The organism is Pseudomonas sp. FSL W5-0299 (assembly GCF_005930655.1).
Lineage (GTDB): Bacteria > Pseudomonadota > Gammaproteobacteria > Pseudomonadales > Pseudomonadaceae > Aquipseudomonas > Aquipseudomonas mandelii.
In genome coordinates this window covers 259941-285086 of record NZ_RXHX01000005.1, presented here as the reverse complement: position 1 = coordinate 285086, position 25146 = coordinate 259941, and the positions used below count along the sequence as shown (strand labels likewise).

Sequence of the window (25146 nt, the reverse complement as noted above, 5' to 3'; positions counted from 1 at the left end):
GATAGATAGGGGCCGCTCCGCAGCCCAGCGGGAGCAAGCTCCCTCGCCACAGGGGTTGTGTGAGTCCTTCGATTAGCGACGACTCACTCGCCGGTACCGGAAAACACCGCGACAATTTCATCGATAACCGCCCGAACCCTGGCCGTGTGCCGCAGGTCCGCGTGGGTCACCAGCCAGACGTCATAGGGCACCGGTCGCGTGCGCTCCGGCCATAACCTGACCAGCCCGTCCCTCTCCCCCATGTACACCGGAATTTCCCCGACCCCGAGCCCCGCCGCGATGGATCGGCGCACCAGCAGACTGGAACTCAGACTCGCCACAATCCGCCCGCGCCCCAGCGGTTCCGAGACCAGGGTCATGTCTTTATTGCCTTGCAGGTACGGCTGATACACCACCAGGTCATGCCCTTCGAACGCCGAGCCCGGCGTTGGCACGCCATGGGCATCTACGTAATGCTGAGAAGCAAACAAACCCACCGGCCAGCGTGCGATGCGACGGGCGATCAGGTCCGGGTTGTCCGGCCGGGTATTGCGCACGGCGATGTCGGCTTCACGTTTGGCCAAGCTGAGAATTTGCGTGGAGGCGTCCAGTTGCACGCGCACGTCGGGGTGCTGTTCATGTAAGTGGGCAATGGCCGGGATCAGAAAATCGATGGCCAGGGAATCGGTGGTGCTGACCCGCACCAGCCCGGTCAGTCGATCGTCGAGCCCCTGAATCCGACGCTCCAGTTCCAGTGCCGAATGCTCCATTTTTTCCACGGCCGTCAGCGCCGCCTCCCCCACCGCTGTCAGCGCATAGCCTTCAGAGGTGCGCAGAAACAGCGTCGCACTCAACGACTTCTCCAGCGACGTGATCCGTCGACCGACCGTGGCCTGATCGACCCCCAGCACCCGCGCCGCGCCCCGCAGCGTCGATTCTCGGCACACCGCCAGAAACACCCGTGCGTCATCCCAATTCATACGCCTACCACGCTGATGCAAATTTGCATCACCATAGCGCAAACTCGCTGCGTTATTACATCAACCGATCGGGATAGTCTGAAGGCCAGCGTAAAACCTTCTCAGGACCTTCCCATGCACAGCACATCGACTACCCCGCGCAGCGCGATCTGGCTGCCGATCTTCGCCGGCCTCAGCGCCAGCCTGGTGAGCATCGGCCTGGCGCGGTTTGCCTACACGCCGCTGATTCCCTCATTGATCCAGGCGCACTGGTTTTCCGCCAGCGACGTGGTGTACCTCGGCGCCGCCAACCTCGTGGGTTACCTGATCGGTGCGCTGATCGGCCGGCCAGTGGCCAACCGCACGTCGAACAAAACCGCGTTACGCCTGATGATGCTGGCCGTGACCTTGTCGTTTTTCGCCTGCGGTTTTCCATTGTCGGTGAGCTGGTTCTTCGGCTGGCGATTGCTGTCGGGGGTTGCCGGTGGCGCAATCATGGTGTTGGTGGCCGCGACGGTATTGCCCCACGTGCCGGCGTCCCGCCGAGGTCTGGCCAGCGGTGCGATTTTCCTCGGCATCGGCCTGGGCATCGCCGGCTCGGGGACGATTGTGCCGCCGCTGCTGAGCCTTGGCTTGCAGCAAACCTGGTTTGGCCTGGGGCTGCTGTCACTGCTTCTGACAGCCACGAGTTGGTTCGGTTGGCCGAAAGAGGCGCATCATCAAGCCGCTGCGGTGTCGATCGAGAAAACCACCACACCAACCGACCCGGGGGTGTACCTGCTGTTCGCTCAATACGCCTTCATGGCGGCCGGGCTGGTGCCGGCCATGGTGTTTTTGGTGGATTACGTGGCCCGCGGCCTCGGCGCCGGCCCGCACATCGGAGCGCTGATCTGGGTGATGTACGGACTGGGCGCGATCATCGGGCCGGTGAGTTACGGTTTTCTGGCCGATCAACTGGGCGCAAAGCTGAGCATCCGCCTGGTGCTGGTGGTGCAGGCGATTGCCGTCGGCCTGCTGTCGATTTCCAGTTCGTTTACGGCGCTGGCCGTGTTGGCCGTGATCCTCGGTTCGTTCCCGCCGGGCATCGTTCCACTGGCGCTGGCGCGGGTGCATGAACTGCTGCCGAACCATCACCAGCAGCAGATTGCCTGGAGCCGTGCGACGGTTTCATTCGCCACCTTCCAGGCGATTGCCGGGTTTGCGTATTCGGCGCTGTTCAATGCCAGCGGTGGTCAGCATGGGTTGTTGTTTGTGATTGCGGCGGGCGCGATTGTGATTGCACTGTTGCTGGAACAGGCCATGCGTTTGCTGAACAGACCCACTGTAGGAGTGAGCCTGCTCGCGAAGACGTAGGCAGATCCCGCAGCAATGTGACTGACACACCGCTTCGCGAGCAGGCTCGCTCCTACAGGGGGTCGGTGGTTTGGACTGAATTATTGGTTCACTGATGCGATCCCATTTACAGACGACTTTCTCCACAGGACTCCAACATGACTTTGCCCCACACCATGACCCTGATTGAAATCACCGAGCCCGGCGGCCCCGAGGTGTTGAAGCCGCGCCAGGAACCGGTGCCCACGGTCGGCGCAGGCGAAGTGCTGATCCGTGTGCACGCCGCCGGGGTCAACCGTCCCGATGTGATTCAACGCGCCGGCAAGTACCCGATGAAACCCGGCATGAGCCCGATTCCCGGGCTGGAAGTGGCCGGTGAAGTGGTGGCCGTCGGCACCGGCGCCAGCGAATTCATCGTCGGCGACAACGTCTGTGCGCTGACCAATGGCGGTGGTTACGCGCAGTATTGCGTTGCACCGGCCAGCCAGACGTTGCCGATCCCTGAGGGCATGGATTGGGTGCACGCAGCGGCCGTCCCGGAAACCTTCTTCACGGTGTGGGCCAACCTGTTCGACATGGGCGGCGCCAGCAAAGGCCAGCGCGCGTTGATTCACGGCGGCACCAGCGGCATCGGCACCACGGCGCTGATGCTCTGTCGCGAATTCGGCGTCAAGGCGTTCGCCACGGCGGGCATTGAGGAAAAGTGTGCGGCAATCCGCAAGCTGGGCGCCGAGGCGATCAACTACCGTGACCAGGATTTCGTCCAGGTCATCGCGGAAAAAACCGCTGGCAAAGGCGTCAACGTGATCCTCGACATCATGGGCGGTTCGTACCTGAATCAGAACATCGCGGCACTGGGCATGGAGGGTCGCCTGGTGATGCTGGGCTTCCTCGGCGGAGCCCGCGCCAACGATGTCGACCTGATGGCGATCATGGGCAAGCGCGCGACGATCACCGGCTCGCTGATGCGCTCGCGCACCCGTGAAGAAAAAGCCTCGATCGCCGAACAGCTGCGCGAGTACGTGTGGCCGGTACTGGCTGCCGGGCGTTGCCTGCCGATGATCGACAAGGTTTACCCGTACACCGAGGCCGCGCAGGCTCATGCACGGATGGAAGCCGGCGATCACATTGGCAAGATTGTGTTGCAGGTGGACTGATCAGTAACCCTCGCCAGCCGCCAATGCGCCGCCGATGATCGCGATGCCCGAGCTGGTGCCCAGTCGCGTAGCGCCGGCTTCGATCATCGCCAGGGCGGTCGGGTAATCGCGCACGCCACCAGAGGCCTTGACGCCGATGTCGGGGCCGACGGTGCGACGCATCAGCGCAACGTCTTCCACGGTGGCGCCGCTGCGGCTGAAACCGGTCGAAGTCTTGACGAACGCGACCTTCAGTTCACGACAAATCTCGCAAGCCTTCACCTTTTCGGCATCGGTGAGCAGGCAGTTTTCCAGGATGACTTTCAGCGGCACCTGGCCGCACGCCTGCAACACCTGGGCGATGTCGTCGCGCACCTGATCAAACAAGCCGTCCTTTAACCAGCCTATGTTCAACACCATGTCGACTTCCCCGGCACCGGCGGCAATCGCCCGCTCGGCTTCGAAGGCCTTGGTGTCGCTCAGGCCGGCGCCCAGCGGGAAGCCGACCACCGCGCAGATATTCACGCGCTGCCCTTCAAGGCACTGAGCCGCATGAGGGACTTGACCCGAATTCACGCACACCGAATAGAAGCCGTGTTCGGCAGCTTCGCGGCACAACGCAGCGATTTGCTCGCGGGAAGCATCAGGCGCCAGCAAGGTATGATCGATGTACTGCGCCAGCGCTTGGGGTTCGAGGTGTGCCATCGCAAAAACTCCTGTTTGTATATTCAAATGCCCCTGCGCCACAATCGAGGGTGATTCGCGCAAAAACGTTACAAAACTCACAAATAATGTTACTTAAATAACATCAACAATCAACCCCGGAATGCCTGTGGACAGTAAAAAAGCCGAGCGTCTCAAGCTGATTCAACAAGCCCTGCAAGACCAGAGCGCCATTCATCTGCGCGAGATGGCGGCATTGCTGGACGTGTCCGAGATGACCCTGCGCCGCGACCTCAGCAAATACACCGACCACCTGCGCCTGCTCGGTGGCTACATCACCAGAATCCACGATGGCAACGAGCCCGGCGATTACCGCGTGGCCGAACAGGACACCCGCCACGTCGAAGAAAAACGCCGCATCGGCAAACTCGCCGCCGGGTTTATCCAGCCGGGCGACACGGTGTTCTTCGACTGCGGCACCACCACGCCTTTCGTGATCGACTTCATTCCCGACGAGCTCGAGTTCACCGCGGTGTGCAACTCCCTGAACGTGCTGACCAAACTGTCGCAAAAACCCAACTGCCACATCGTGGTGTGCGGCGGCACGTTCCATCGCAAGAACCAGGTGTTCGAGAACACCCGCGAAACCGGCATCCTCGACAGCGTGCGCCTGACCTGGGCCTTCGTGTCGGCCGCCGGCATCAGCCAGGACTTCGGCGTGACCTGCTTCAATTTCAATGAAGTGGAGGTCAAGCAGAAGGTCCTGCGCCAGGCGCAACAGCGGTTGCTGCTGGCCGACCACAGCAAGTTCGACACGGTGCGTACCGCGCATTTCGCCAACCTCGGGGATTTCCAGTTCGTGGTCAGCGACAAGAAAATCCCCAAGGCCTACCGCGACGCCATCACCGCCAGCGGCGCGCAGTTGATCATCTGATCAAGGCCTGTTGTTCCGCTGCACTCAGGTAACCGGTGGTGACGCAAAAATCCGCCGTCGCCCCTGCCGCCAGCGAACGCACATGGCCCTTGGCGGACTCGGCGCGATAGCCTTCCGGCTCGCAAGTGGACGGCAGCACAAACGCTGCCACTTGCTGATCGGGGTTGTGCAGGATCCAGCGCGCGGCGTGGTCGAATTGGTCTGGACGGTAGCGGGTGTAGAACGCCGCACCGTCGGGATGGCTCAGCAGAAAATGCGCATGACCGCTGTCGTCCGCCCGCACGCCGTCGAAGAAAAACACAATCTCGGGGTCGTAGAGCCTCGGCTGATCCAGGCAGGTGAACTGCTCCGGGTCTTTGGCCAGCACCTGCATGTATTCAGTCCAGGCCGGCGTCGGTTTGACGTGGGCCGGCACGCTGCTGCGCAAGCGCACGCGCTCGACACCCAAGGGCTCGATGAAGCGGGCGCCGTCGACATAGGCGTAATTCATGTGCGCCATGTACATCAGGTCCATCGGCTTGCCTGCCAGATTGGTCACCTGCATGGCGATGTCGAACAGCCCGGAATCAGCGCGCAAGGTCACGCTGGGCGTGGCCAGGTATCGGTCTCCAAACCCTTGCGCATATTCATACTCGCCGCCGAGTCGCAGGAAACCGCCAGCGCTGTCTTCACCGACCTCCAGCCAGGCACGATCCATCGCCGCGCAAGGCATTTCGCCGTGCAGCGGATGATCGTCCTCGGGGCTCGGGCAACCGTTGCGCAACAGGCCACTGTGAAACATGAAACAGCCGTAAGTGCCGATCACCGTCGGGCTCGGTCGGGGCTGGCTGAACAGGTTGCTCATGGTCAGGTCGCAACCGTCGAACACGGCGGACCAGATCATCTGCCCCAGATACGGCAACACCACCAGACGGCCGCGACTGTTGGCCAACTCCAGCGCCAGCACGCCACTGGGATAGACCCAGGAACTGACCGTGAACGCCTCCGACTCCAGCAAAGTTTTGCGCGCCTCGCCGAACTGCGACGGCTGCAGGTTGATCCGCGTGTTCATGAGGTCACCACCGCACCTACTGGCCTCCGTTCGCTGTCGGAATGACGCAGGCAACGCACCGCGTACATCACGATCACGATGAAACACAGCAACGGCACGCTGTACGCCAGTTGCATGTTGCCGCCGCTGTAATCGGACAGCAGGCCCTGGAAGATCGGGATCACCCCGCCACCGACAATGCTCATCACCAGCAGCGAACCGCCGACGCCGGTGTCTTCGCCCAGGCCGTCAATGGTCAAGCCGTAGATGGTCGGCCAGCAGGGACCGAGGAATACGCTGACGCCAACGGCGGCGTACACCGCCGTGATGTTCGGCACCAGGATCGTATACGCCAGCAACACGATGCACAGCACGCCATACACCGCCAACACCTTGGCCGGGTGCAGTTTGCGCATCAGCACGTTGGCGATCAGCTTGCCGACGAAATAGGCGGCGAAGGTGGTCAGCAAAAACCACGACGCGCTGCGTTCGTTCATGCCGCCCAACTGCATCGCCAGGCGAATGGTGAAACTCCACACGCCGACCTGGGCGCCGACGTACAGAAACTGCGCCAGCACGCCAAAGGTGAAGCGCTTGTTGCGCCACAGTCGCGACAGGCTCTGGCCGAGACTGGCGGATTTCTTGCTGGTCACCTGATTGCCCTTGCACTTCGGAAACCGGGTGATGGCGATCAGGATGAACATCAGCACCAGCACCGCGATCATCCATTTGTACGGCAGCAAGGTGGACTGGATCATTTGCAGTTGCTGGACCGCCGCGTCCGAAGCGCTCATTTGCGTGAGCTGCTCGGGGGTGGCGTCGGTGTCCTTGAACATCACGAAGCTGCCGACGTAGACCCCGGCCATCGCGCCGAATGGATGGAAGGTCTGGGAAATATTCAGGCGACGGGTGCCGGTTTCACGCGGGCCCATCAGCGTCGAATAGGTGTTGCATGCCGTTTCGAGAAACGACAGCCCCGCCGCGATCACAAACAGCGCCAGCAGGAACATGCCGTACTTGGCGGTCGACGCCGCCGGGAAGAACAGCAGGCAACCGAACATGTAGAGCATCAGGCCAATGAGGATGGTGGTCTTGTAACTGAAACGGCGGACCACCAGCGCGGCCGGGATCGCCACGAAGAAATAGCCCAGGTAAAACGCCGATTGCACGAACGCGGTCTGGAAATCGCTGAGCAGAAAGGCCTTCTTGAAATGCGCGATGAGCACGTCGTTCATGCTCGCGGCGGCCGCCCACAGCGCGAAGATGCTGCACAGCAAAATGAAGGCGAACCAGGGCGTGCGGTTCAGGTAGAAACCATCGGCCGTCTGTTGGAGCGGAGGCTTTGTCATTGTTGTTCTCCGTGGTGAGTGTTGAGGGGTGAATCAGCTTGATTTCAAGCGCCGAGCTGGCGCTGGAACTCAGCGAATGCAGTGGCGTCCGGGAGGTCTGGGTGCCCAGGCCGGTGACCGAGCAGGCGGAATACGCCACGGCCTGGGTCATGGCGGCGCGGATGTCGCGGTCGCGGCTCCAGTGATGAATGAAGCAACCGATGAAGGCATCGCCTGCGCCGGTGGTGTCGCGCGCGGCAACCGACAGGCCGGGAATCTGGAACTCGCCTTCCTCGCCGACGTACAGCGCGCCTTGCTGGCCGAGGGTCACGATGACGTGGCGAATGCCGTCGGCGACCAAGGTCTGGGCGGCTTTATGGGCCGACGCCGGGGAGTCCACGACCTGGCCGGTGATCAGCGCCAGCTCGGATTCGTTGGGCACCAGGAAATCCAGGTGCGCCAAATGCTCACGGCTCAGGCCGGACAACGCTGGCGCCGGGTTGAGCAAGACTGGAATGTTGTGCGCGCGGCCGAATTCGATGGCGTGGTAAACGGTGTCGACATTGATTTCCAGCTGCAGAACGATCAGCGAGCACTCGCGCAACGCCTGGGCCGCCGCGTCGATATCCGCCGGAACCAGGTGCGCGTTGGCGCCTTTGACGATGAGGATGCTGTTGTGCGAGTCGGCCTGGACGAAGATCGGCGCCACACCGCTGGACACGCCGGGCACGCGTTGCACGTAACGGGTGTCGATACCAAAACGCTGGAAATTGGCCAGGGTGTTGTCGGCAAACATGTCATCGCCGACCTTGGTGAGCATCAGCACATCCGCCCCGAGCTTCGCCGCGGCAACCGCCTGATTGGCGCCCTTGCCGCCGCACCCGAGGGCAAACCCCGGCGCTTCGAGCGTCTCACCCTGGGCCGGCATGCGGTCGATGTAGGTGATCAGATCCACCATATTGCTGCCGATGACTGCGATCTTGCTCATTGCTATCCCACCTTGATCCGGCTTGCCAGACTGATGCTGGACGTTGTTGTTTTGTTATTTAAATAACATTTTGTGTGATTATTCAATCTTTTTGTTGAGCGGGGTTTGAGGCAAAGACGAATGGCTTTGCGAGATGCGTGGGCAGAAGGGACGTCATCGCGAGCAGGCTCGCTTACACATTGGAATGCGTTCCCCTGTAGGAGTGAGCCTGCTCGCGATGGGGCCCTACGCATCACCGACTGATCCGGGCCCTTGATACGACTGTCGAATTTATCCCCACCTCCCCCACGCATCTGTTAAAACCCGAACTTTCCTTTTCACCCTCAGGCCGCCTGCATGTTTTCAAACCTGAAGAGCCGCATAAGCCGCCGCTGGTTGCCCTGGCTGTGCATGGCCACGCTGGTCGTCGGCTTGCCCGTCGGGTGCGGCGCACTTAAATACAAAGAGCGTGAGCTGTTGTTCCGCATCGAGCCGGGCACCGCCGGCTGGTATCGCGGTTTGCCAACAGACGTCCAGGAATTCGATATCAAGCCTGCCAGCTTCAAGGCCGGGCAAAACCTGCATGCCTGGTGGTGGCCGGCCGCGCGTCGCGATGCACCGTCGATCCTGTATTTGCATGGCGTGCGCTGGAACCTGACGGGCCAGGCGTTCCGCATCGAGCAGTTGCGGGCGATGGGTTATTCGGTTCTGGCCATCGACTACCGCGGCTTCGGCCAGAGCAAGGGGGACCTGCCGTCGGAAGCCAGTGTCTACGAGGACGCCCGCGTCGCCTGGGAGCGCTTCAAGACGATGCAACCGGACGCCAACAAGCGCCTGATCTATGGCCATTCACTGGGCGGCGCGGTGGCCATCGACCTCGCGGCAGACCTGGCGGCGCAGGCGAAAAAACAACGCAACCCGATACCGGTGCGCGGTCTGGTGATCGAGTCCACGTTCACCTCGCTAGGCGATGCCGTGGCGCAAGTGGCCGACAGCAACCTGCCGGTGAAATGGTTGCCGGTGCGCTGGCTGCTGTCGCAGAAATTCGATTCCATCGACAAGATCGTCGACATCGACATGCCGCTCCTGGTGGTGCATGGCCTGGCCGACCCGTTCATGCCCTCGCGGTTCAGCCAGCAGCTGTTCAACGCCGCCAGCGAACCCAAGCGTCTGCTGTTGATCCCCGGCGGCACGCACAACAACAGCATGAGCCGGGGTGGCAGCCAATACCGCCAGGCACTCGAAGGCCTGATGAAAGCAAAACCACCGCAGATCGCCGGGCCTAGCGGTAACCCCGGGCTTGCAGGTTGAACAACTGCGCATAGCGCCCGCCCGCCGCCACCAAACTGCCGTGATCGCCGCGCTCAAGGATCGCCCCCTGATCCAGCACGATGATGTGGTCGGCGTTGCGCACGCTGGAAAACCGGTGCGAGATCAGCAACGTCATGCGGCCTTCGGTGTGCTGGCTGAAATGCTCGAACACCGCCGCTTCCGCTGCCGGGTCGAGTGCCGAGGTCGGCTCGTCCAGAATCAGGATATCGGCGTTACGGCGCATGTAAGCGCGAGACAAGGCAATCTTCTGCCACTGCCCTCCGGACAACTCCTGGCCACCGGCAAACCAGCGGCCCAGTTGAGTGGCGTAGCCTCGATCCAGCCCCTCGATGAACGGCGCGGCCATGCCTTCGGTGGCCGCTTCTTTCCAGCGTTGCTCATCGTTGAACGCCAGCGTGTCGCCGACGCCGATGTTCTCGCCGACGGAAAACTGATAGCGGATGTAATCCTGAAAAATCACGCCGATGCGCCGGCGTAGCGCGTCTTCTTCCCAGGCCTGCAAATCGCTGCCGTCGAGCAGAATGCGCCCGTGATCGGGGCGATACAGACGGGTCAGCAACTTGATCAGCGTGGTCTTGCCCGAACCGTTCTCCCCCACCAGCGCCAGGCTGTGCCCCGGCACCAGGTGCAAGTCGATGCCTTCAAGGGCCGCGCGGCTCGCCCCCGGATAACGAAAACCAACGTTCTCGAATCGCAAACCATCGCCGGGCACGGCGCCCACCGTGAGATGCCCGGCATCGGCCACCACCGGCTCGGCGAGGTATTCGTAGAGGCTCGACAGGTAAAGCCCATCCTCGTAGAGACCGCTGATGGCGCTCAAACTACTGCTCACCGCCGTCTGCCCCTGCTTGAACAGCACCAGGTACATGGTCATCTGCCCGAGGCTGATCTGGCCGTGGACGGTATCGACCACCACCCATGCATAGGCGAGGTAAAACGCCCCCGTGCCGAGCAACCCCAGCACAAATCCCCAGCCATCGCGGCGCAAGGTCAGCCGCCGGTCTTCGGCATACAGGCGAGCAAACGTCTCGCGATAGCGCTTCAATAGCAGCGGCGCGAAGCCGAACAGTTTGACCTCTTTGATGTAGCCCTCGTGGGAGAGCAGCGTCTCGATGTAGTTCTGCTGCCGACTTTCCGGCGCCCGCCGCGTGAACAGCCGGAACGCATCCCCGGAAAAATGCGCCTCGGCGAAAAACACCGGCAACGCACCCACCACCAGCAACACCAGTGCCCAAGGCGAAAAATGCACCAGCAACACGCCGAAGCTGATCAACACGATCAGGTTCTGGACCAGCCCCAACGACTTCATCACCAACGCCAAAGGCCGGGTCGACGCCTCGCGCCGCACCCGCACCAACTTGTCGTAAAACTCGGAATTCTCGAACTGCACCAGCGACAACGTCTGGGCCTTCTCCAGAATCATCGTGTTGACCTTCTGCCCCAACTGCACCCGCAACAACGACTGCTGAACCGACAACGCCCGCTGCGTCCCGGACAACAACGCCAGCACGCCAGCCTCGAACAACACGTAACGCACCACCGGCCACAACGGCGCACTGCCCTGCTGCGCGTGCAATTGCATGGCGAAAACCACTGCGTCAACGATGCGCTGGCCCAGCCACGCGGCCAGCGCCGGAAGGACACCGGCGATCAGGGTCGCCAGCACGAGGCCGAGAAACAGCCCGCGAGAAGTGCCCCAGACCAGCAGCAAGGCGCGCCGGGCCTGGTCGAGTAATGAGGTGAAACGGGAAAGTGCCGCAGGCATGGATTGATGAACTCGGCAAAGGAAGTCGCTGAACACTACAAAGACGTCATGGTACTTCAGCCAGAAATCCCGCAGGCGAGAAACACCTGTGGCGAGGGAGCTTGCTCCCGCCGGGTCGCGCAGCGGCCCCAAAAAAGGCACCGCTGCACACCAAACATCAGTTACCACTCACCCCGGCAAACCGCACCTACTTGGGCAGATCAATCTTATCCAACACCCGGTTCGCCGTGATCTCCGCCGTCATGATGCTGTTGGAAATACCCAACAGCGCATAACGCGACTCACCCTCCAGATGATCCACCAACTGGTGAACCATCACATCGACCGAGGCCAGCGTCTCGACCAGATACACCGCCAGCGTTTCGGCCGTGGCTTCAGGGTCCACGGAAAACAGGGTACTGCGTGTTCGCGGGGTGGCTTTGATGTCGGCATTCGACGGGAAGTGGAAGTCGAGCGCGCGCTCGGCGGCTTCGTTGAGCTTCTTTGAATCAGGTTCGTAGGGAGAGACCGGATCGGTGTCCGGTGGGTTGGGTGTTACCTTGAACATTGGCTCTAACCTCATCTAAGAGTGAGGCTGCAACCCGTTCGCGACTAAACGAAATGGAGGCAGCTGTGCACAGGTTAGTCGACCGATGAGCCAAGAAATCGGCGCGCCCGAAGGCGCCCTGCGCACAGCCACCATCAGGAGCAGGATGAGATACCCGACTGATAGAGACATCGTGCGACTTGACTACAACAGGCGACTAAACCCGACCACTGATGAGCAGTGGCAGGGAAACGATAGAGTCCGGGGTCAAACCGCACAAGCCGGCGGATTCTGGCGTAGCCGTAGGCAACGGCGCAAGGTTTTGTAGCTTTCAGGACGTAACCTTGACGGGTTTTAAACAAGCCCCGTTTCATGGTTAAACAACCGAGTCAGGTGGCTTACAAAATGCCCGCTCAAAACGCTCACTGGGAATCCTGAAACCGCGCCCGATACCGCCCAGGACTCTCCCCCGTCCACTTCTTGAACGCCCGATGAAACGCACTCGGTTCCTGAAACCCCAGCTGCTCAGCAATATCACTAATACTCGCCCGGCTCTCACGCAACTGCTCAAACGCCACCCCACGCCGCACTTCGTCCTTGATCTCCTGATACGAACAGCCTTCCCGCTCCAGCTTGCGGCGGAAGGTGCTGGGGCTCAGGTGTTGTTCGAGGGCGAACGCCTGTAAGGTCGGCCATTGGCTGTAATGGCTGTTGCGCAAGCGCTGATGGACTTGTGATGCCAGGCCATGCTGGTTGCGGAAGCGGATCACCAGCCATTGCGGTGCCGTGCGCAGGAACACTTTCAGTGAAGCCAGGTCCTGGACCACCGGCAGGCGCAGGTAGTGGCTGGCGAATTCGATTTCGGTGCGTTCGGCGCCGAAGGTCAGGTTGGGGCCCCAGAGCAGTCGGTCGTCGCTGAGGGACACGCGCTCGTGGCGAAAGTCCGCGCGGTCGATCGGGATGCGCCGCCCGCCCAGCCAGCACAGCAGGCTGATCATCAACACCAGGAACGTCTCTTCACCAAAACGGCTGGCGTCTTCGTTTTGCGCGTGGCTGTCCAGGCTGATGATGGCGCGTTTGCCGCGCACGGTCAGGGTGCCGCGAAAGTCGCGCAGGAACAGCGCGAAGTTGGCCAGGCACTGGCGCATGGCTTTGTGCAGGTCGGGTTCCTGGATCAAGGCGCGGCAGATCAGCGCGAAGCTGCCGGGTGGCATGCCGTGGGAGTCGAGTCGGAAGAACTCATCGTTCAATTCGCGGATTTGAATCAGCCATAGCGCAGCAAACGCGCTCGCCGGCACGCGGGCGGTCGGCTGCTCGATCAATGCCGGGTCGATGCCCGCCTCTTCCAGCGCAGCTCGCGAACGCTGCGGATTGTCCCTCTGCCCATGGATCATCGCCTGCACGAAGTAGGCCGCCACCGAGTCCTTTTCCCGCATTTGAACGCTTCTCTCCCCATCGCCCGAATGGCAAAAAACACCAGCACCGTTGAACAGTTGCGGCATAGGACAACCGCCCTGCCGGTTCTAGACTCGCGGCCAATAGTACGCCTTCGGCCGTTACGTCGGCCAAGGTATCGCAGGGTTTGATCGGAAGGACGGAACATGAATCTGCAAAACATCGGCGTGATCGGCGCGGGCACCATGGGCAACGGCATTGCGCAAGTCTGCGCAGTGGCCGGCTTCAACGTGACCTTGATCGACATCTCCGAGAGCGCGCTGCAAAAAGCCCTGGCCACCGTTGGCAAAAACCTCGACCGGCAGATTGCCAAGGAAACCCTGACCGAAGCGCAAAAGCTCGACGCCCTCGCCAGGATCCGCACCAGCACCGATTACAGCAGCCTGCACAACGTGCAGCTGGTGATCGAAGCCGCCACCGAAAACCTCGACCTGAAACTGCGCGTGCTGCAACAGATCGTCGCGCAGGTCAGCGCCGAGTGCGTGATTGCCTCCAACACCTCGTCGCTGTCGATTACTCAACTGGCCGCCAGCGTCAGCCAGCCTGAGCGTTTCATCGGCCTGCACTTCTTCAACCCGGTGCCGGTGATGGGCCTGATCGAAGTGATTCGCGGCCTGCAAACCAGCGACGCGACCCACGCCCTGGCGTTGGACATGGCCACCACCCTCGGCAAAACCGCGATCACCGCTGGCAACCGTCCGGGGTTCGTGGTCAACCGGATTCTGGTGCCGATGATCAACGAAGCGATTCTGGTGTTCCAGGAAGGCCTGGCCAGCGCCGACGACATCGACGCCGGCATGCGCCTGGGCTGCAACCAGCCGATCGGTCCGCTGGCGTTGGCCGACCTGATAGGCCTGGACACCGTGCTGGCGATTCTCGAAGCGTTCTACGACGGTTTCAACGACAGCAAATACCGCCCCGCGCCACTGCTCAAGGAAATGGTCGCCGCCGGCTACCTGGGACGCAAGACAGGACGTGGCTTCCATGCCTATGCCTGAGCGTTGCTCGCGCTTCGCCGAGTACCGGGACATCGTGCTGGAGTTGTTCGCCAGCAAGGGTTTCGGGCAGGTCGGCATGCGTGAGCTGGCAACGTGCCTGGGGCTGTCCCCGGGCTCGTTGTATCACCATTACCCGAGCAAGCAGCACTTGCTGCTCGACCTGATCGAGGAGTTCTACGAAGAACTGCTGTCGACCCTGGGGCGCATCGACCAAAAAGGCTCGGCAAAACGCGACAAACTGCCCAACCTGATCCGCGCGCATTTGAATCTGCACCGGGAAATGCCGTGGCATTTTCGCCTGGCGGAGCGCGACAGCGGCTGCCTGAACGCCGAGCAGCAAGCGCGTGTTCGACAGTTGCGCGAGCAATACGAGCGCACGCTATTGAAGATGCTCGGCGCCCCGTCCCGCCTCGGCGAACAGGGTTTGATCGCCGCCGGACACGCCATCGCCAACTTGCTCAACAGCGCCCCCGGCTGGCTGGCACATCACCCGCTGGAGGAAGCGCAGCGCGATGAGTTGCTGGAAAGCCTGGTGATCGGCGCCGTCGAGCGCTTGCTGCGCCCATCGCCCGCCACGCGTGCGGCGGCCTGAGTGTTCAAGCAATAAGCCTAGCTTCTTCCATAGAAAAAACGTCTAAACAAACCCGGCACGATTTCACGTCTAACGCTTTGCTACTTGGAGTCCATTCAAAGGCCAATGTGGGTCTCCAGACCCACGGTTACCGGGAGCAAAACATGAAAATCAATCCCTACCTCATCTTCAACGGCGACTGCAAAGCTGCCTTCACCTTCTATGAGCAAGCCCTGCCAGGCCAGATCGAAATGATGATGACCTTCGGCGAAAGCCCGGCGCGCGAACACTTCCCCGCAGACTTGCACAACCTGATCATCCATACCCGTCTGGCCGTGGGTGATCAGGCGATCATGGGTTCGGACACCACACCGGATCGCCCCACGGATGACATGAGCGGTTGCTCGGTCTCGCTGAACGTCGACAGCATTGCCGAAGCGCAACGTGTGTTCGACGCGTTATCAGAAGACGGCAAGGTGCAAATGCCACTGGAAGAGACTTTCTGGGCGGCACGCTTCGGAATGCTGGTGGACCGGTTTGGTGTGTCGTGGATGGTGAATTGCGAAAAGGATCAGTGACGAGTTCCAGACATCCAACAGCCCGACCAGAAAAGGTTGGGCTGGCGCAGTAGCGCCTACCCCTTCACGCACACCACCTGCCGCAAGGTGTGCAGCACTTCCACCAGTTCGCGCTGGGCGTGCATGACGTGGTCGATGTTTTTGTAGGCCATGGGGATTTCATCGATCACCGATGCATCTTTGCGGCACTCGACGTGGGCGGTGGCGCGGACCTGATCTTCGACGGTGAACAGGCTTTTCGCTTTGGTGCGGCTCATGACGCGGCCGGCGCCGTGGCTGCAGGAACAGAACGATTGCTCGTTGCCGAGCCCGCGAACGATGAAACTTTTCGCGCCCATCGAGCCTGGGATGATCCCCAATTCGCCCTTCTGCGCCGACACCGCGCCCTTGCGGGTGACCAGAATATCCTGGCCAAAGTGCCGTTCTTTCTGCACATAGTTATGGTGGCAGTTGACCGCTTCCAGAGCAACTTCGAACGGCTTGCTGATCACTTTACGTGTGGCCTGAATCACCGCGTGCATCATCAAGGCCCGGTTCTGTCTGGCGAAGTCCTGGGCCCAACCGACGGCTTCGACGTAATCATCAAAATGCCGGCTGCCTTCTTCAAAATAGGCCAGATCACGGTCCGGCAGGTTGGCGAGGTGCTGGCGCATGTCGGCCTGAGCCAGTTGAATGAACAGGTTGCCGATGGCGTTGCCAACCCCGCGTGAACCGCTGTGCAGCATGAACCAGACGCGGTTGGTTTCATCCAGGCACACCTCGATGAAGTGGTTACCGCTGCCCAGCGTGCCCAAGTGCCCGCGATTGTTGGTGTTGGCGAGTTTCGGGTATTTGTCGGTGATCGCCTTGAACCGCGGGTTCAGTGCGGCCCAAGCCTGATCGGCCTGTTTCGGAACGCTATCCCAAGCCCCTTTGTCCCGCACGCCACGCCCGACTGTGCGGCCATGGGGCACGGCTTTTTCGATTGCGCAGCGCAATCCATGCAGGTTATCCGGCAAGTCAGCGGCGGTCAGCGATGTGCGCGCGGCGATCATGCCGCAGCCAATGTCCACGCCGACAGCGGCGGGAATGATCGCACCCACCGTCGGAATCACACTGCCAATCGTCGAGCCTTTGCCCAGGTGCACGTCAGGCATCACCGCCAGGTGCTTGAAGATGAACGGCATCTTTGCGGTGTTGATCAATTGTTGCCTGGCTTCGTTTTCGACCGGGACGCCTTCGGTCCAGAGCTTGATCGGTTTGCCGTGGGCGACTTCCAGCAGTTGGTAGGTAGGTGCTTGCATGTTTTCGAACAAGTGGCGCCTCGGCCCCTTGAGTTCCTTGGTTATTTCCTGGTTTCCAGGATCTTGTCAGCGAGCGCTTAGGCCCGCTTGATCGACAGGTTGCGTGGGCACCGTCTGATGAAAGAAGCGCCTCTATCTTACGCCCGAATATTCCCCTGAAAACCTCAACGTGATCACAGAACCAGTGGGAGCGTGGCTTGCCCGCGAAGAACGATGACACGCAATACCTGAAAAACCGCGGTGCATGCTTCGCGGGCAAGCTTCGCTCCCACTGGATTTTCGTCGCTCGTGGACTTAACGGCATCCGCCGAGGCCGCAGATGTTGAATGTCGAACGCGCTCTTCAGAGCTTGGCGATGGAGACCTCGGTGGATTTGACGAAGGCAATCACCTCGCTGCCCACGCGTTTAAACCGTCGCGCTGAAGCCGACAACCCAGCAGCACGACAACCATTCGTCGCCTATGAAAACCTGACGCACAACAGGCGGCCCTCTCTGGCTTAGGGATTGCACAAGCCGGTCTTGGCAGCCCCGGAACGACGTAATTCTGACGCGGCGGCCCTCTAATCAATGCTTGGTCAGTCCCCCCGGAGATGTAACGTGTCAACTCTCAATGAAATCGCAGCGAACCACGCGAGAATGGCTATGGCAAAGGCGCAAGAGTCGACCGGATTGAGTGAGCGACATCTTCAAATCGTCGGCAGCGTCGAAATCCGCACCAGCGATGAACAACCGCACGTTCCACTGCACTTCATCACCGTGACGCCGGAAAACCACCTCGCCCAGGCGGCTGGCTACTAACGCCGTCCCCTGACGATAAAACCCGGCGCAATGGCCGGGTTTTTCTGTTAATCAACCCAAGCCCTTGCCCACGATTGGCGCCGACGCGCCTAAACTCAACTGACAACGAACTCGCCCTGCGATTGGAGGATGAGGCACTGTCATGTTTGAAATCTCAGCGGTGGCGCGGGTTAAGCGCTTCGCCGCAAACACGGCCGGCCGGGATTTCGCGGTTGGCGACATCCATGGCCACTTCACTCGGCTGCAGGCTGCGCTGGATGCCGCCAGGTTCACCCCTTCGGTCGATCGCCTGTTCAGTGTTGGCGATTTGATTGACCGCGGGCCCGAATGCCGCGCCGCGCTCGATTGGCTGGACAAGCCGTGGTTCCAGGCCGTGTGCGGCAACCATGATGACTACGTGGTTCACTTCGATACCTGTGCCGTCGACAGCTGGATCTTCAACGGCGGCTTATGGTTCACGCACCTGTCGCTGCCCGAACAGAAAACATTCGCCGCGACGTTCGCCGAGTTGCCAATCGCAATCGAAGTCGAAACCGCCCAGGGCCTGATCGGCATCGTGCACGCCGATTGTCCGTTTCCATCATGGGCTCAACTGCGAAACGAACTGCAATCGCCCAAGAGCAGCCAGCGCCTGATGCAAGTCCAGAACCGCTGCCTATGGTCCCGCAGCCGCCTCGAACAGCAGGAAACACAGGGCGTTGCGGGCCTGCGTGCGCTGGTGGTCGGGCATAGCCCCATTCCCGTGCCCGTCAGGCTTGGCAATGTGATTCATATCGACACGGCGGGGTGGAGGCCGGCGGAGGGCTATTTCACCCTGCTGAATCTCGAAACGCTTGAGCCGGCGCCTTGAGCATCCTGTACCGCTCGTCCTGACCTCGGCACGTTCACCTTCCATGCTTTTCCAATGGGTACATCCACTCGCACAGCAGGTGCAAACGATGAACAGCAAAATTGCCCCTCTCATGCTCGCCGGACTTGTCTCGATCTGCCCGCTCTACTCGCTCGCAACCGAGAAAACCACGGAAGACGCCACCCTCCCACCCAGCGCACTTCCCGGGCTCAACCAAGGCGAGTCGAATGCAGAAAAGGCTGACAAAAAGGGCGAGGAAGCATCGGGTTCCAATTCCGGCGCGGAATCGCATGAGATAGAAAAAGACGCCGCTGGTTCGAGTGGTTCAGGGAATGAAGGAGCCAAGTCGAAGCCGCAACAGTAAGCCTGCAGGCGAGTGGTGCACGGGCGTGAGTACGATAAAGGGCATCCCCCACGGCGCGAATTCATCCCGGCACTGACGGTGATTGGCCCAAAACCCGTCACTCTTTGTGGCGGGCTTTTTTGCGTACGGCGCGTCGGATCGACGTTAGTCAGCCTCCAGTTCCAGGCAAGGCGCGGGCCGCTTGGTCAGGGTGCTTATTTCCCAAAAACACAGGCCTGGTGACAGGACGAATAACCCTGAAATCAAGACGTGTCAGCGCCCAAGGCGCTGACCTGTTGCACCCGCCACGCCTTTCAACTCGATACGCTTTTCCGGATGAGTTTCTTGTCAATCTTCCCGACGCTGGTTTTGGGGATTTCGGCGACGAACTTGAACTGCTTGGGGATCGCCCATTTGTTGATGCGGCCGCGCTCGACAAACCCTTGCAGGTGCGTCTCCAGGATCTTGCGGTCGAGGTACTGCCCCGGTTCGGACACCACCAGCGCCATGGGCCGTTCGCCCCATTGCTCATCGGCGATGCCCACGACCGCGACCGACATCACGGCAGCGTGCTCGCTGATCAGACTCTCCAGTTCCAGGGAGCTGATCCACTCCCCGCCTGTCTTGATCACGTCCTTGATTCGATCCTTGATTTCCACACCGCCCAACCCGTCGATGGAAGCCATGTCGCCGGTGTGCAGCCAGCCATCGCGCCAAAGTTCTGCACCCTTTTCCGGTTCCTTCAAATAGCCCTGGGTCAGCCACGGCGCGCGCACCACGATCTCTCCCAGCGACTCGCCGTCATGGGCAACGTCTTTGCCACTGGCGTCGATGATTTTCAGGTCGACCATCGGCACCGGCGTGCCCGTCTTGATACGAGCAGTCAGTTGGGCTAACGGGGATTGTTCGAGGTCTTCGTTACGCAGGTACGTCAGGCACAGCAATGGACAGGTTTCCGACATGCCGTAACCGCTGTGCACCTGCATACCTTTGGCGTTCGCTTCGCTGGCTATGCCTAAGGTCAGCGCGCTGCCGCCCAGGAGCATTTTCCAGCCATCAAAACGGGTGTGTGCCGCTTCCTCACAACCCAGGATCATTTGCAGAAGGGTCGGCACACAATGGGAGAACGTGACTTTCTCCTCCCGATACAGCCTGACCAGGCTGTTGGGTTCGTAGCGACCGGGGTACACCTGCTTGATTCCCATCAGGGTGGCAACATAGGGCACACCCCAGGCATGCACGTGAAACATCGGCGTGATCGGCATGTAGACATCATCCGAGCGCAGCAGCGGCAACCCCTGATAGACGCCCAAAGTGCCCACGGCATTCAAGGTGTGCAGGACCAGTTGGCGATGGGTGAAATACACGCCTTTAGGGTCGCCAGTGGTGCCCGTGGTGTAGAAAAGGGTCGCCACCGAGTGTTCATCGAAATCGGGAAAGTCGTATTGGTCTGTGGCCCCGGACAACAGGTTTTCATATTCCCCCAGCACCGGTAGCGACGTGTCGGTTGCTGTGTCGTCCGTGAGCTGCAGGTAACCTTTGACGGTTTCAAGCCGCCCGTGAATCTGTTCAACCAGCGGCAGGAAATCATCATGCACCAGCACCAGGTCATCCTCGGCATGGTTCATGGTGAAGAGCACCTGATCCGGCGAAAGACGGATGTTCACGGTGTGCAGCACCGCGCCGATCATCGGTATGGCAAAGAAGCACTCCAGGTAGCGATGGCTGTCCCAGTCGAGCAGGGCCACCGTATCCCCGGCCTTGACGCCGGCAGCGGTCAAGGCGTTGGCCAGTCGGCGGATCCGCTGGTTGAGGGTCTGGTAGCTGTAGCGCAGTTTGTCGGCATACACGATTTCCCGGCCCGGCTCGTAGCGCACGCCGGACAGCAACAATTGCTTGATCAGCAAGGGGTAGGCATAGGCGCCGTCGGCGGGCGGAATTATTTTTGTCGCCATCATGGTTGTGGTTCCCGGTCCTTTTTACGTGGGCTCAGAACTGCTCTGCATCCAATTGATAGAGGCATTCGCTGCCCGCCTTGGCCGACGCGCTCAACGAGTGGATACGTGGCAGCAGGCGGGCGAAGTAGAAGCGCGCGGTCGCCAGTTTGCTGGCGTAGAAATCGTCTTTGGAATGCGTGCTCATGGCAGCCTTGGCCATTCGCGCCCACATGTAGGCGTACGCGGTGTAGCCGAATACATGCAGGTACTCGACCGACGCCGCACCGATTTCATTCGGGTTGCTCTGGGCTCGGTCCAACAGCCATGCGGTCAGTTCGTCGAGGGTGTCGAGGGCGGCGTTCAACGGTTGGGTGAACTCGGCGAGGTCAGCGCAGGCGTTGGCGGTAAAGTTGCGGATTTCCGAAGCGAACAGCCGGTAGAGCGCCCCGTCGCTGCCGACGATTTTGCGCCCGACCAGGTCCAGGGACTGGATACCGTTGGTGCCTTCGTAGATCTGGGTGATGCGCACATCGCGCACCAATTGCTCCTGGCCCCACTCGCGAATATAGCCGTGGCCGCCGAGGATCTGCTGACCGTGGAGGGTGGTTTCCAGGCCCATGTCGGTGAGGAATGCCTTGGCCACCGGGGTCAGCAGCGACACCCGTTCCTGGGCGCGACTGCGGATCGCTGCGTCATCACTGTACTTGGCGATATCGAGTTGCAGCGCCACGTAGCTGGAGAACGCCCGCCCGCCTTCGTTCAAGGCCTTCATGGTCAACAGCATGCGGCGTACATCCGGGTGAACGATGATCGGATCGGCCGCTTTGTCCTTGTTCTGCGCGCCCGTCGGCGAACGGCTTTGCAGACGGTCACGGGCGTATTCGACGGCGTTCTGGTACGAACGCTCACCCAACGCCAGCCCCTGGATACCCACGCCCAGACGTTCGTAGTTCATCATGGTGAACATTGCCGCCAGGCCCTTGTTCGGCGCATCGATGATCCAGCCGGTCGCCCCGTCAAAGTTCATCACGCACGTGGCCGAGGCCTTGATGCCCATCTTGTGCTCGATGGAACCGCAGGACAGCGCGTTGCGTTCGCCCAGCGAGCCATCGGTATTGACCAGCACCTTGGGCACCAGAAACAGCGAAATCCCCTTGGGACCGGCCGGTGCATCCGGTAACCGGGCCAGTACCAGATGAATGATGTTTTCGGTCAGGTCGTGCTCGCCGCCGGTGATGAAGATCTTGCTGCCGCTGATCTTGAAACTGCCGTCGGCCTGAGGTTCGGCACGGGTGCGAATCAGGCCCAGGTCCGTACCGGCATGCGCCTCGGTCAGGCACATGGAACCGGTCCAGGTGCCGGCGTACATGTTCGGCAGATAGCGTTCCTTGAGCTCCCGACTGGCGTGGGCATTGATCGACAGGCACGCACCGGCGGTCAGCATCGGGTACAGGCCGAACGACAGACTGGCCGAGTTGACCATCTCCTCGACCTGAGCCGAAATGGCCTTGGGCATGCCCATGCCACCGAACTGCGGATCACCACCAACACCCACCCAACCGCCGTCGGCGAATGCCTGGTACGCCGCGACAAAACCGTCCGGCGCCGTGACCGTGCCGTTGCTCCAGATGCAGCCCTGCTCGTCGCTGCTGCGGTTCAGCGGTGCGATAACCTCACCACTGATTTTGCCAGCCTCTTCAAGGATCGCAGCGGCCGTTTCTTCATCGATCACCTCGCCAAGGCCAGGCAATTTGGCCCACAACCGGGACACCTGGAAGACCTCGTTGAGTACGAAGCGCATGTCGCGCAAAGGAGCTTTGTAATCAGACATCGTTGGCTTACTCGGAAGTGGTCAGGGCATGTGGCATGCCGGGACGTTGAGAGATCGGGGTGTTGTCGGCCTGCGTAACAGGCCCGGGTTCCAGCGCTCGTTCGCGAAGGAGGAAATAAGACAGGGCAGGAATCAGCACCAACGCGCCCAGCATGTTCCACAGGAACATGAAGGTCAGCAGGATGCCCATGTCAGCCTGGAACTTGATCGGCGACCAGACCCAGCACACCACGCCAGCCGCCAGGGTGATGCCCACCAGGCCCACGACCCGTCCGGTAAACGACACGGCGTTGCGGTAAGCCTGAGACAGCGGCAGGCCCTGGCGCTGGTAATGCAGTTGCACGCTGAGCAGATACAACGCGTAGTCCACGCCGATTCCCACGCCCAATGCGATCACCGGCAGGGTCGCGACCTTCACGCCAATGCCCATGGCCACCATCAACGCCTCGCAGAGGATCGACGTCAGCACCAGTGGCAACAGGGCAACCAGGGTCGCGCGCCAACTGCGGAAGGTGGTCAGACAGAACAGCGTCACCGCCGCATAGACGTACAACAGCATGGTGCGATTGGCCTCGCGCACCACAATGTTGGTGGCCGCCTCAATCCCGGCCGACCCGGCCGCCAACAGGAACTGGCGATCTTCGCTGTTGTTCTCCCGGGCGAATTTTTCCGCGATGCCCACCACGGCATCCAGCGTCTCGGCCTTGTGGTCCTTGAGGAAGGTGATCACCGGCATCAGCGAACAATCGGTGTTGAACAACTCCGGCGAGTTGACCGAGGCTTGCTGCGCAGCGTAATTGAGCACGTCCTGATTGCGCTGGATGCTGTTGAGCTTGGGGTTGCCTTCATAGGTGCCAGCGGTGATTTGGCGCACCGCGTTCACCAGCGAAGCCGTCGCCTGCACGCCCGGATACTGCTGCAGCTCCCAGGCCAGTCGGTCAGCGAGAATCAACGTCTTGTAGTTCAGACAGCCTTCCGGTGCGGTCTTGATCATCACTGCGAACAGGTCGCTGGACAGCGCGTAGTGGCGGGTGATGTAGGCGTTGTCACGGTTGTAGCGCGAGTCGGCACGCAACTCAGGTGCGCCACTTTGCAGATCGCCGATTTTCAGTTGCAGGCTGACCATGAAGCCGCCGATGCCCATCAGCACCGCGACCAATACCGCCCCCGTGGCCCATTTGCGCGTGGTGAAACGGTCGAGCACGTCCCACAGTTTGCCGAAGCCTTTGTGCCCTTCTGCGCGCGTGTCGATGTTCAGCGCACGCTCGGCCGCCTTGGCGCCGACGCCGACATAAGACAGCGCCACCGGCATCAACAATAGCGAGGTGAAAATCAGCACCGCCACACCGATACTGGCGGTGATCGCCAGGTCCCGGATCACCGGAATATCGATCAGCATCAGCACCGCGAATCCGACGGCGTCGGCCAGCAGCGCCGTGACGCCGGCAATAAACAGACGGCGGAAGGTGTAGCGAGCGGCGATCAGTTTGTGGGTGCCACGGGCGATGTCTTGCATGATCCCGTTCATCTTCTGCGCCGCATGGGACACACCGATGGCGAAGATCAGAAAAGGCACCAGCACCGAATACGGGTCGATGGCATAGCCGAGCCAGGCGACGATGCCGAGTTGCCAGACCACAGCGATCAACGAGCAGCCGACCACCAGCAAGGTGCTGCGCACGCATCGTGTATAGGCGTAAATGATGACCAGCGAAGTGACCACGGCCAGGCCGAAGAACATCATCACTTGAATCAGTCCGTCGATCAGGTCGCCCATCAGTTTGGCGAAACCGATCACCCGGACTTTGTACGGGCCCTTGCCCTCCTCCCCGGCCTTGCGTGCAGCGCTGTCGCCGGCAAACTCGATCTTGTCGCGCAACTGCTCCTCAAGCATCTGCGAAAAGGCGTGGTAGTCGATGCGCTGACCGCTGGCCGTGGCCTTGTCCAGCAGCGGCACGATCAGCATGCTCGACTTGTAGTCGCTGGCCACCAGACTGCCGACGATACCGGCGCGGGAAATGTTCTGGCGCAGTTGTTCTATTTCTTCAGGCTTGCCCTGGTAGGTATCAGGCATCACCGGACCACCCTGGAAACCTTCCTCCGTCACTTCGGTCCAGCGCACCGCCGGGCTCCACAACGACTTCATCCAGGCGCGGTCGACGCCTTCGGTGAGAAACAATTGATCGTTGACCTGTTTGAGCACGTCCAGGTAAGCAGGGTCGAAGACATCGCCCTGAGTGGTCTCCACGACCACCCGCACCGAATTGCCCAAACCTCGCAGTGACTGGCGGTTTTCCAGGAAGTTCTGGATGTAGGGCTGGCTCTGCGGAATCATTTTCTCGAAACTTGGACGCAGCTCCAGCCGAGTCGCGGCCATGTAACCGAAGACCAGAGTGGCCAGCGCCATCAACAGCATGAACAGCGGACGGTAGTTGAACACCAGCCGCTCCAGCCGATTGCCGGAATCGCGGTCGAAATCATGCAGATCGCGGATCACCGGCATGGCGTCTTGTTTGATATTGCCCATGTCTGGGTTCTCGCTTTAAGGGT

21 protein-coding genes and 1 pseudogene are annotated in these 25146 nt (G+C 61.0%); 10 read left to right on the top strand and 12 right to left on the bottom strand.

Features of this window, described 5'->3' with window-relative positions; all coding sequences use genetic code 11:
• Positions 1-83: 83 nt before the first annotated feature.
• Complete coding sequence (locus FHL16_RS09970; RefSeq protein WP_077748141.1) at positions 84-959, bottom strand: LysR family transcriptional regulator; 876 nt, start codon at positions 957-959, stop codon at positions 84-86.
• A gap of 114 nt (positions 960-1073) precedes the next feature.
• Here FHL16_RS09970 and FHL16_RS09965 point away from each other — a divergent pair, with 114 nt between their 5' ends.
• Positions 1074-2291 (top strand): YbfB/YjiJ family MFS transporter, encoded by a 1218-nt coding sequence (locus FHL16_RS09965; protein WP_077748140.1) that lies wholly within the window; start codon positions 1074-1076, stop codon positions 2289-2291.
• 137 nt (positions 2292-2428) lie between these two features.
• Positions 2429-3427: an NAD(P)H-quinone oxidoreductase gene (locus FHL16_RS09960; RefSeq protein WP_077748139.1), complete on the top strand. Its 999-nt coding sequence runs from the start codon at positions 2429-2431 to the stop codon at positions 3425-3427.
• On the opposite strand, the gene deoC is transcribed toward FHL16_RS09960, so the two are convergent.
• Positions 3428-4111 (bottom strand): deoxyribose-phosphate aldolase, encoded by a 684-nt coding sequence (gene deoC / locus FHL16_RS09955; RefSeq protein WP_077748138.1) that lies wholly within the window; start codon positions 4109-4111, stop codon positions 3428-3430.
• A 127-nt stretch (positions 4112-4238) separates the two neighbouring features.
• On the opposite strand from deoC, the gene deoR reads away from it, so the two are divergent.
• A complete protein-coding gene (gene deoR, locus FHL16_RS09950) occupies positions 4239-5003 on the top strand; it encodes a DNA-binding transcriptional repressor DeoR (RefSeq protein ID WP_010455758.1) in 765 nt (254 codons plus the stop codon).
• On the opposite strand, the gene FHL16_RS09945 is transcribed toward deoR, so the two are convergent.
• The 3 genes and pseudogenes from FHL16_RS09945 to rbsK all read right to left on the bottom strand — a co-directional run.
• Complete coding sequence (locus tag FHL16_RS09945; RefSeq protein ID WP_077748137.1) at positions 4996-6054, bottom strand: aldose 1-epimerase family protein; 1059 nt, start codon at positions 6052-6054, stop codon at positions 4996-4998. The genes deoR and FHL16_RS09945 overlap by 8 nt on opposite strands.
• Entirely contained in the window at positions 6051-7382 is a 1332-nt protein-coding gene (gene fucP / locus FHL16_RS09940; protein WP_077748136.1) for an L-fucose:H+ symporter permease, read from the bottom strand. Before fucP ends, FHL16_RS09945 begins: the two co-directional genes overlap by 4 nt.
• A gap of 91 nt (positions 7383-7473) precedes the next feature.
• Positions 7474-8349, bottom strand: a pseudogene (gene rbsK / locus FHL16_RS09935) (ribokinase); the annotation flags it as partial.
• Between the two features lie 336 nt (positions 8350-8685).
• On the opposite strand from rbsK, the gene FHL16_RS09930 reads away from it, so the two are divergent.
• Positions 8686-9639 (top strand): alpha/beta hydrolase, encoded by a 954-nt coding sequence (locus FHL16_RS09930; protein WP_077748135.1) that lies wholly within the window; start codon positions 8686-8688, stop codon positions 9637-9639.
• On the opposite strand, the gene FHL16_RS09925 is transcribed toward FHL16_RS09930, so the two are convergent.
• From FHL16_RS09925 to FHL16_RS09915, 3 genes are all read right to left on the bottom strand, one after another.
• A complete protein-coding gene (locus FHL16_RS09925; protein WP_077748134.1) occupies positions 9611-11425 on the bottom strand; it encodes an ABC transporter ATP-binding protein in 1815 nt (604 codons plus the stop codon). The genes FHL16_RS09930 and FHL16_RS09925 overlap by 29 nt on opposite strands.
• Before the next feature lie 187 nt (positions 11426-11612).
• Positions 11613-11972 carry a DUF6124 family protein gene (locus FHL16_RS09920; RefSeq protein ID WP_010455778.1) on the bottom strand — a complete coding sequence of 120 codons (360 nt, stop codon included), beginning with the start codon at positions 11970-11972 and terminating at the stop codon, positions 11613-11615.
• 401 nt (positions 11973-12373) lie between these two features.
• On the bottom strand, positions 12374-13387 hold the full coding sequence (locus tag FHL16_RS09915; protein WP_077748133.1) for an AraC family transcriptional regulator: 1014 nt from the start codon (positions 13385-13387) through the stop codon (positions 12374-12376).
• A 165-nt stretch (positions 13388-13552) separates the two neighbouring features.
• Here FHL16_RS09915 and FHL16_RS09910 point away from each other — a divergent pair, with 165 nt between their 5' ends.
• The 3 genes from FHL16_RS09910 to FHL16_RS09900 all read left to right on the top strand — a co-directional run bounded on the left by FHL16_RS09910 (position 13553) and on the right by FHL16_RS09900 (position 15553).
• A complete protein-coding gene (locus FHL16_RS09910; protein WP_077748132.1) occupies positions 13553-14404 on the top strand; it encodes a 3-hydroxybutyryl-CoA dehydrogenase in 852 nt (283 codons plus the stop codon).
• The gene (locus FHL16_RS09905; RefSeq protein WP_077748131.1) at positions 14391-14996 is read left to right on the top strand and encodes a TetR/AcrR family transcriptional regulator; all 606 of its coding nucleotides are present in this window, start codon (positions 14391-14393) and stop codon (positions 14994-14996) included. Before FHL16_RS09910 ends, FHL16_RS09905 begins: the two co-directional genes overlap by 14 nt.
• A 143-nt stretch (positions 14997-15139) precedes the next feature.
• A complete protein-coding gene (locus FHL16_RS09900; RefSeq protein WP_010455786.1) occupies positions 15140-15553 on the top strand; it encodes a VOC family protein in 414 nt (137 codons plus the stop codon).
• 56 nt (positions 15554-15609) lie between these two features.
• Here FHL16_RS09900 and FHL16_RS09895 read toward each other — a convergent pair whose 3' ends face one another.
• Positions 15610-16836: an RtcB family protein gene (locus FHL16_RS09895; RefSeq protein WP_077748153.1), complete on the bottom strand. Its 1227-nt coding sequence runs from the start codon at positions 16834-16836 to the stop codon at positions 15610-15612.
• A gap of 598 nt (positions 16837-17434) precedes the next feature.
• On the opposite strand from FHL16_RS09895, the gene FHL16_RS09890 reads away from it, so the two are divergent.
• The 3 genes from FHL16_RS09890 (at position 17435) to FHL16_RS09880 (ending at position 18849) form a co-directional block, all read left to right on the top strand.
• Positions 17435-17635 (top strand): hypothetical protein, encoded by a 201-nt coding sequence (locus FHL16_RS09890; RefSeq protein WP_077748130.1) that lies wholly within the window; start codon positions 17435-17437, stop codon positions 17633-17635.
• A gap of 142 nt (positions 17636-17777) precedes the next feature.
• On the top strand, positions 17778-18485 hold the full coding sequence (locus FHL16_RS09885; RefSeq protein WP_077748129.1) for a metallophosphoesterase: 708 nt from the start codon (positions 17778-17780) through the stop codon (positions 18483-18485).
• An 88-nt stretch (positions 18486-18573) separates the two neighbouring features.
• Complete coding sequence (locus FHL16_RS09880) at positions 18574-18849, top strand: hypothetical protein (protein WP_010455793.1); 276 nt, start codon at positions 18574-18576, stop codon at positions 18847-18849.
• A gap of 293 nt (positions 18850-19142) precedes the next feature.
• Here the strand turns inward: FHL16_RS09880 and FHL16_RS09875 are convergent, their stop codons facing one another.
• Genes FHL16_RS09875 through FHL16_RS09865 form a run of 3 tightly spaced genes read right to left on the bottom strand, consistent with a single transcriptional unit; the run spans position 19143 to position 25123 of the window.
• Positions 19143-20786: a fatty acid--CoA ligase gene (locus FHL16_RS09875; protein WP_077748128.1), complete on the bottom strand. Its 1644-nt coding sequence runs from the start codon at positions 20784-20786 to the stop codon at positions 19143-19145.
• A 31-nt stretch (positions 20787-20817) separates the two neighbouring features.
• Positions 20818-22596, bottom strand: coding sequence for an acyl-CoA dehydrogenase C-terminal domain-containing protein (locus FHL16_RS09870; RefSeq protein ID WP_077748127.1), 1779 nt, complete (start codon positions 22594-22596; stop codon positions 20818-20820).
• 7 nt (positions 22597-22603) lie between these two features.
• Positions 22604-25123, bottom strand: coding sequence for an efflux RND transporter permease subunit (locus FHL16_RS09865; RefSeq protein ID WP_077748126.1), 2520 nt, complete (start codon positions 25121-25123; stop codon positions 22604-22606).
• Positions 25124-25146: the final 23 nt, after the last annotated feature.

What these genes read in the sequence shown, in the direction of transcription:
- FHL16_RS09930 (WP_077748135.1), top strand. Translation starts at nt 8,686, where the DNA reads ATGTTTTCAAACCTGAAGAGCCGCATAAGCCGCCGCTGGTTGCCCTGG.
- FHL16_RS09960 (WP_077748139.1), top strand. Translation starts at nt 2,429, where the DNA reads ATGACTTTGCCCCACACCATGACCCTGATTGAAATCACCGAGCCCGGC.
- FHL16_RS09885 (WP_077748129.1), top strand. Translation starts at nt 17,778, where the DNA reads ATGTTTGAAATCTCAGCGGTGGCGCGGGTTAAGCGCTTCGCCGCAAAC.
- FHL16_RS09925 (WP_077748134.1), bottom strand. Translation starts at nt 11,425, where the DNA reads ATGCCTGCGGCACTTTCCCGTTTCACCTCATTACTCGACCAGGCCCGG.
- fucP (WP_077748136.1), bottom strand. Translation starts at nt 7,382, where the DNA reads ATGACAAAGCCTCCGCTCCAACAGACGGCCGATGGTTTCTACCTGAAC.
- FHL16_RS09900 (WP_010455786.1), top strand. Translation starts at nt 15,140, where the DNA reads ATGAAAATCAATCCCTACCTCATCTTCAACGGCGACTGCAAAGCTGCC.
- FHL16_RS09905 (WP_077748131.1), top strand. Translation starts at nt 14,391, where the DNA reads ATGCCTATGCCTGAGCGTTGCTCGCGCTTCGCCGAGTACCGGGACATC.
- FHL16_RS09875 (WP_077748128.1), bottom strand. Translation starts at nt 20,786, where the DNA reads ATGATGGCGACAAAAATAATTCCGCCCGCCGACGGCGCCTATGCCTAC.
- FHL16_RS09865 (WP_077748126.1), bottom strand. Translation starts at nt 25,123, where the DNA reads ATGGGCAATATCAAACAAGACGCCATGCCGGTGATCCGCGATCTGCAT.
- FHL16_RS09970 (WP_077748141.1), bottom strand. Translation starts at nt 959, where the DNA reads ATGAATTGGGATGACGCACGGGTGTTTCTGGCGGTGTGCCGAGAATCG.
- FHL16_RS09945 (WP_077748137.1), bottom strand. Translation starts at nt 6,054, where the DNA reads ATGAACACGCGGATCAACCTGCAGCCGTCGCAGTTCGGCGAGGCGCGC.
- FHL16_RS09915 (WP_077748133.1), bottom strand. Translation starts at nt 13,387, where the DNA reads ATGCGGGAAAAGGACTCGGTGGCGGCCTACTTCGTGCAGGCGATGATC.
- FHL16_RS09870 (WP_077748127.1), bottom strand. Translation starts at nt 22,596, where the DNA reads ATGTCTGATTACAAAGCTCCTTTGCGCGACATGCGCTTCGTACTCAAC.
- FHL16_RS09920 (WP_010455778.1), bottom strand. Translation starts at nt 11,972, where the DNA reads ATGTTCAAGGTAACACCCAACCCACCGGACACCGATCCGGTCTCTCCC.
- FHL16_RS09895 (WP_077748153.1), bottom strand. Translation starts at nt 16,836, where the DNA reads ATGCAAGCACCTACCTACCAACTGCTGGAAGTCGCCCACGGCAAACCG.
- FHL16_RS09965 (WP_077748140.1), top strand. Translation starts at nt 1,074, where the DNA reads ATGCACAGCACATCGACTACCCCGCGCAGCGCGATCTGGCTGCCGATC.
- FHL16_RS09880 (WP_010455793.1), top strand. Translation starts at nt 18,574, where the DNA reads ATGAACAGCAAAATTGCCCCTCTCATGCTCGCCGGACTTGTCTCGATC.
- FHL16_RS09910 (WP_077748132.1), top strand. Translation starts at nt 13,553, where the DNA reads ATGAATCTGCAAAACATCGGCGTGATCGGCGCGGGCACCATGGGCAAC.
- deoC (WP_077748138.1), bottom strand. Translation starts at nt 4,111, where the DNA reads ATGGCACACCTCGAACCCCAAGCGCTGGCGCAGTACATCGATCATACC.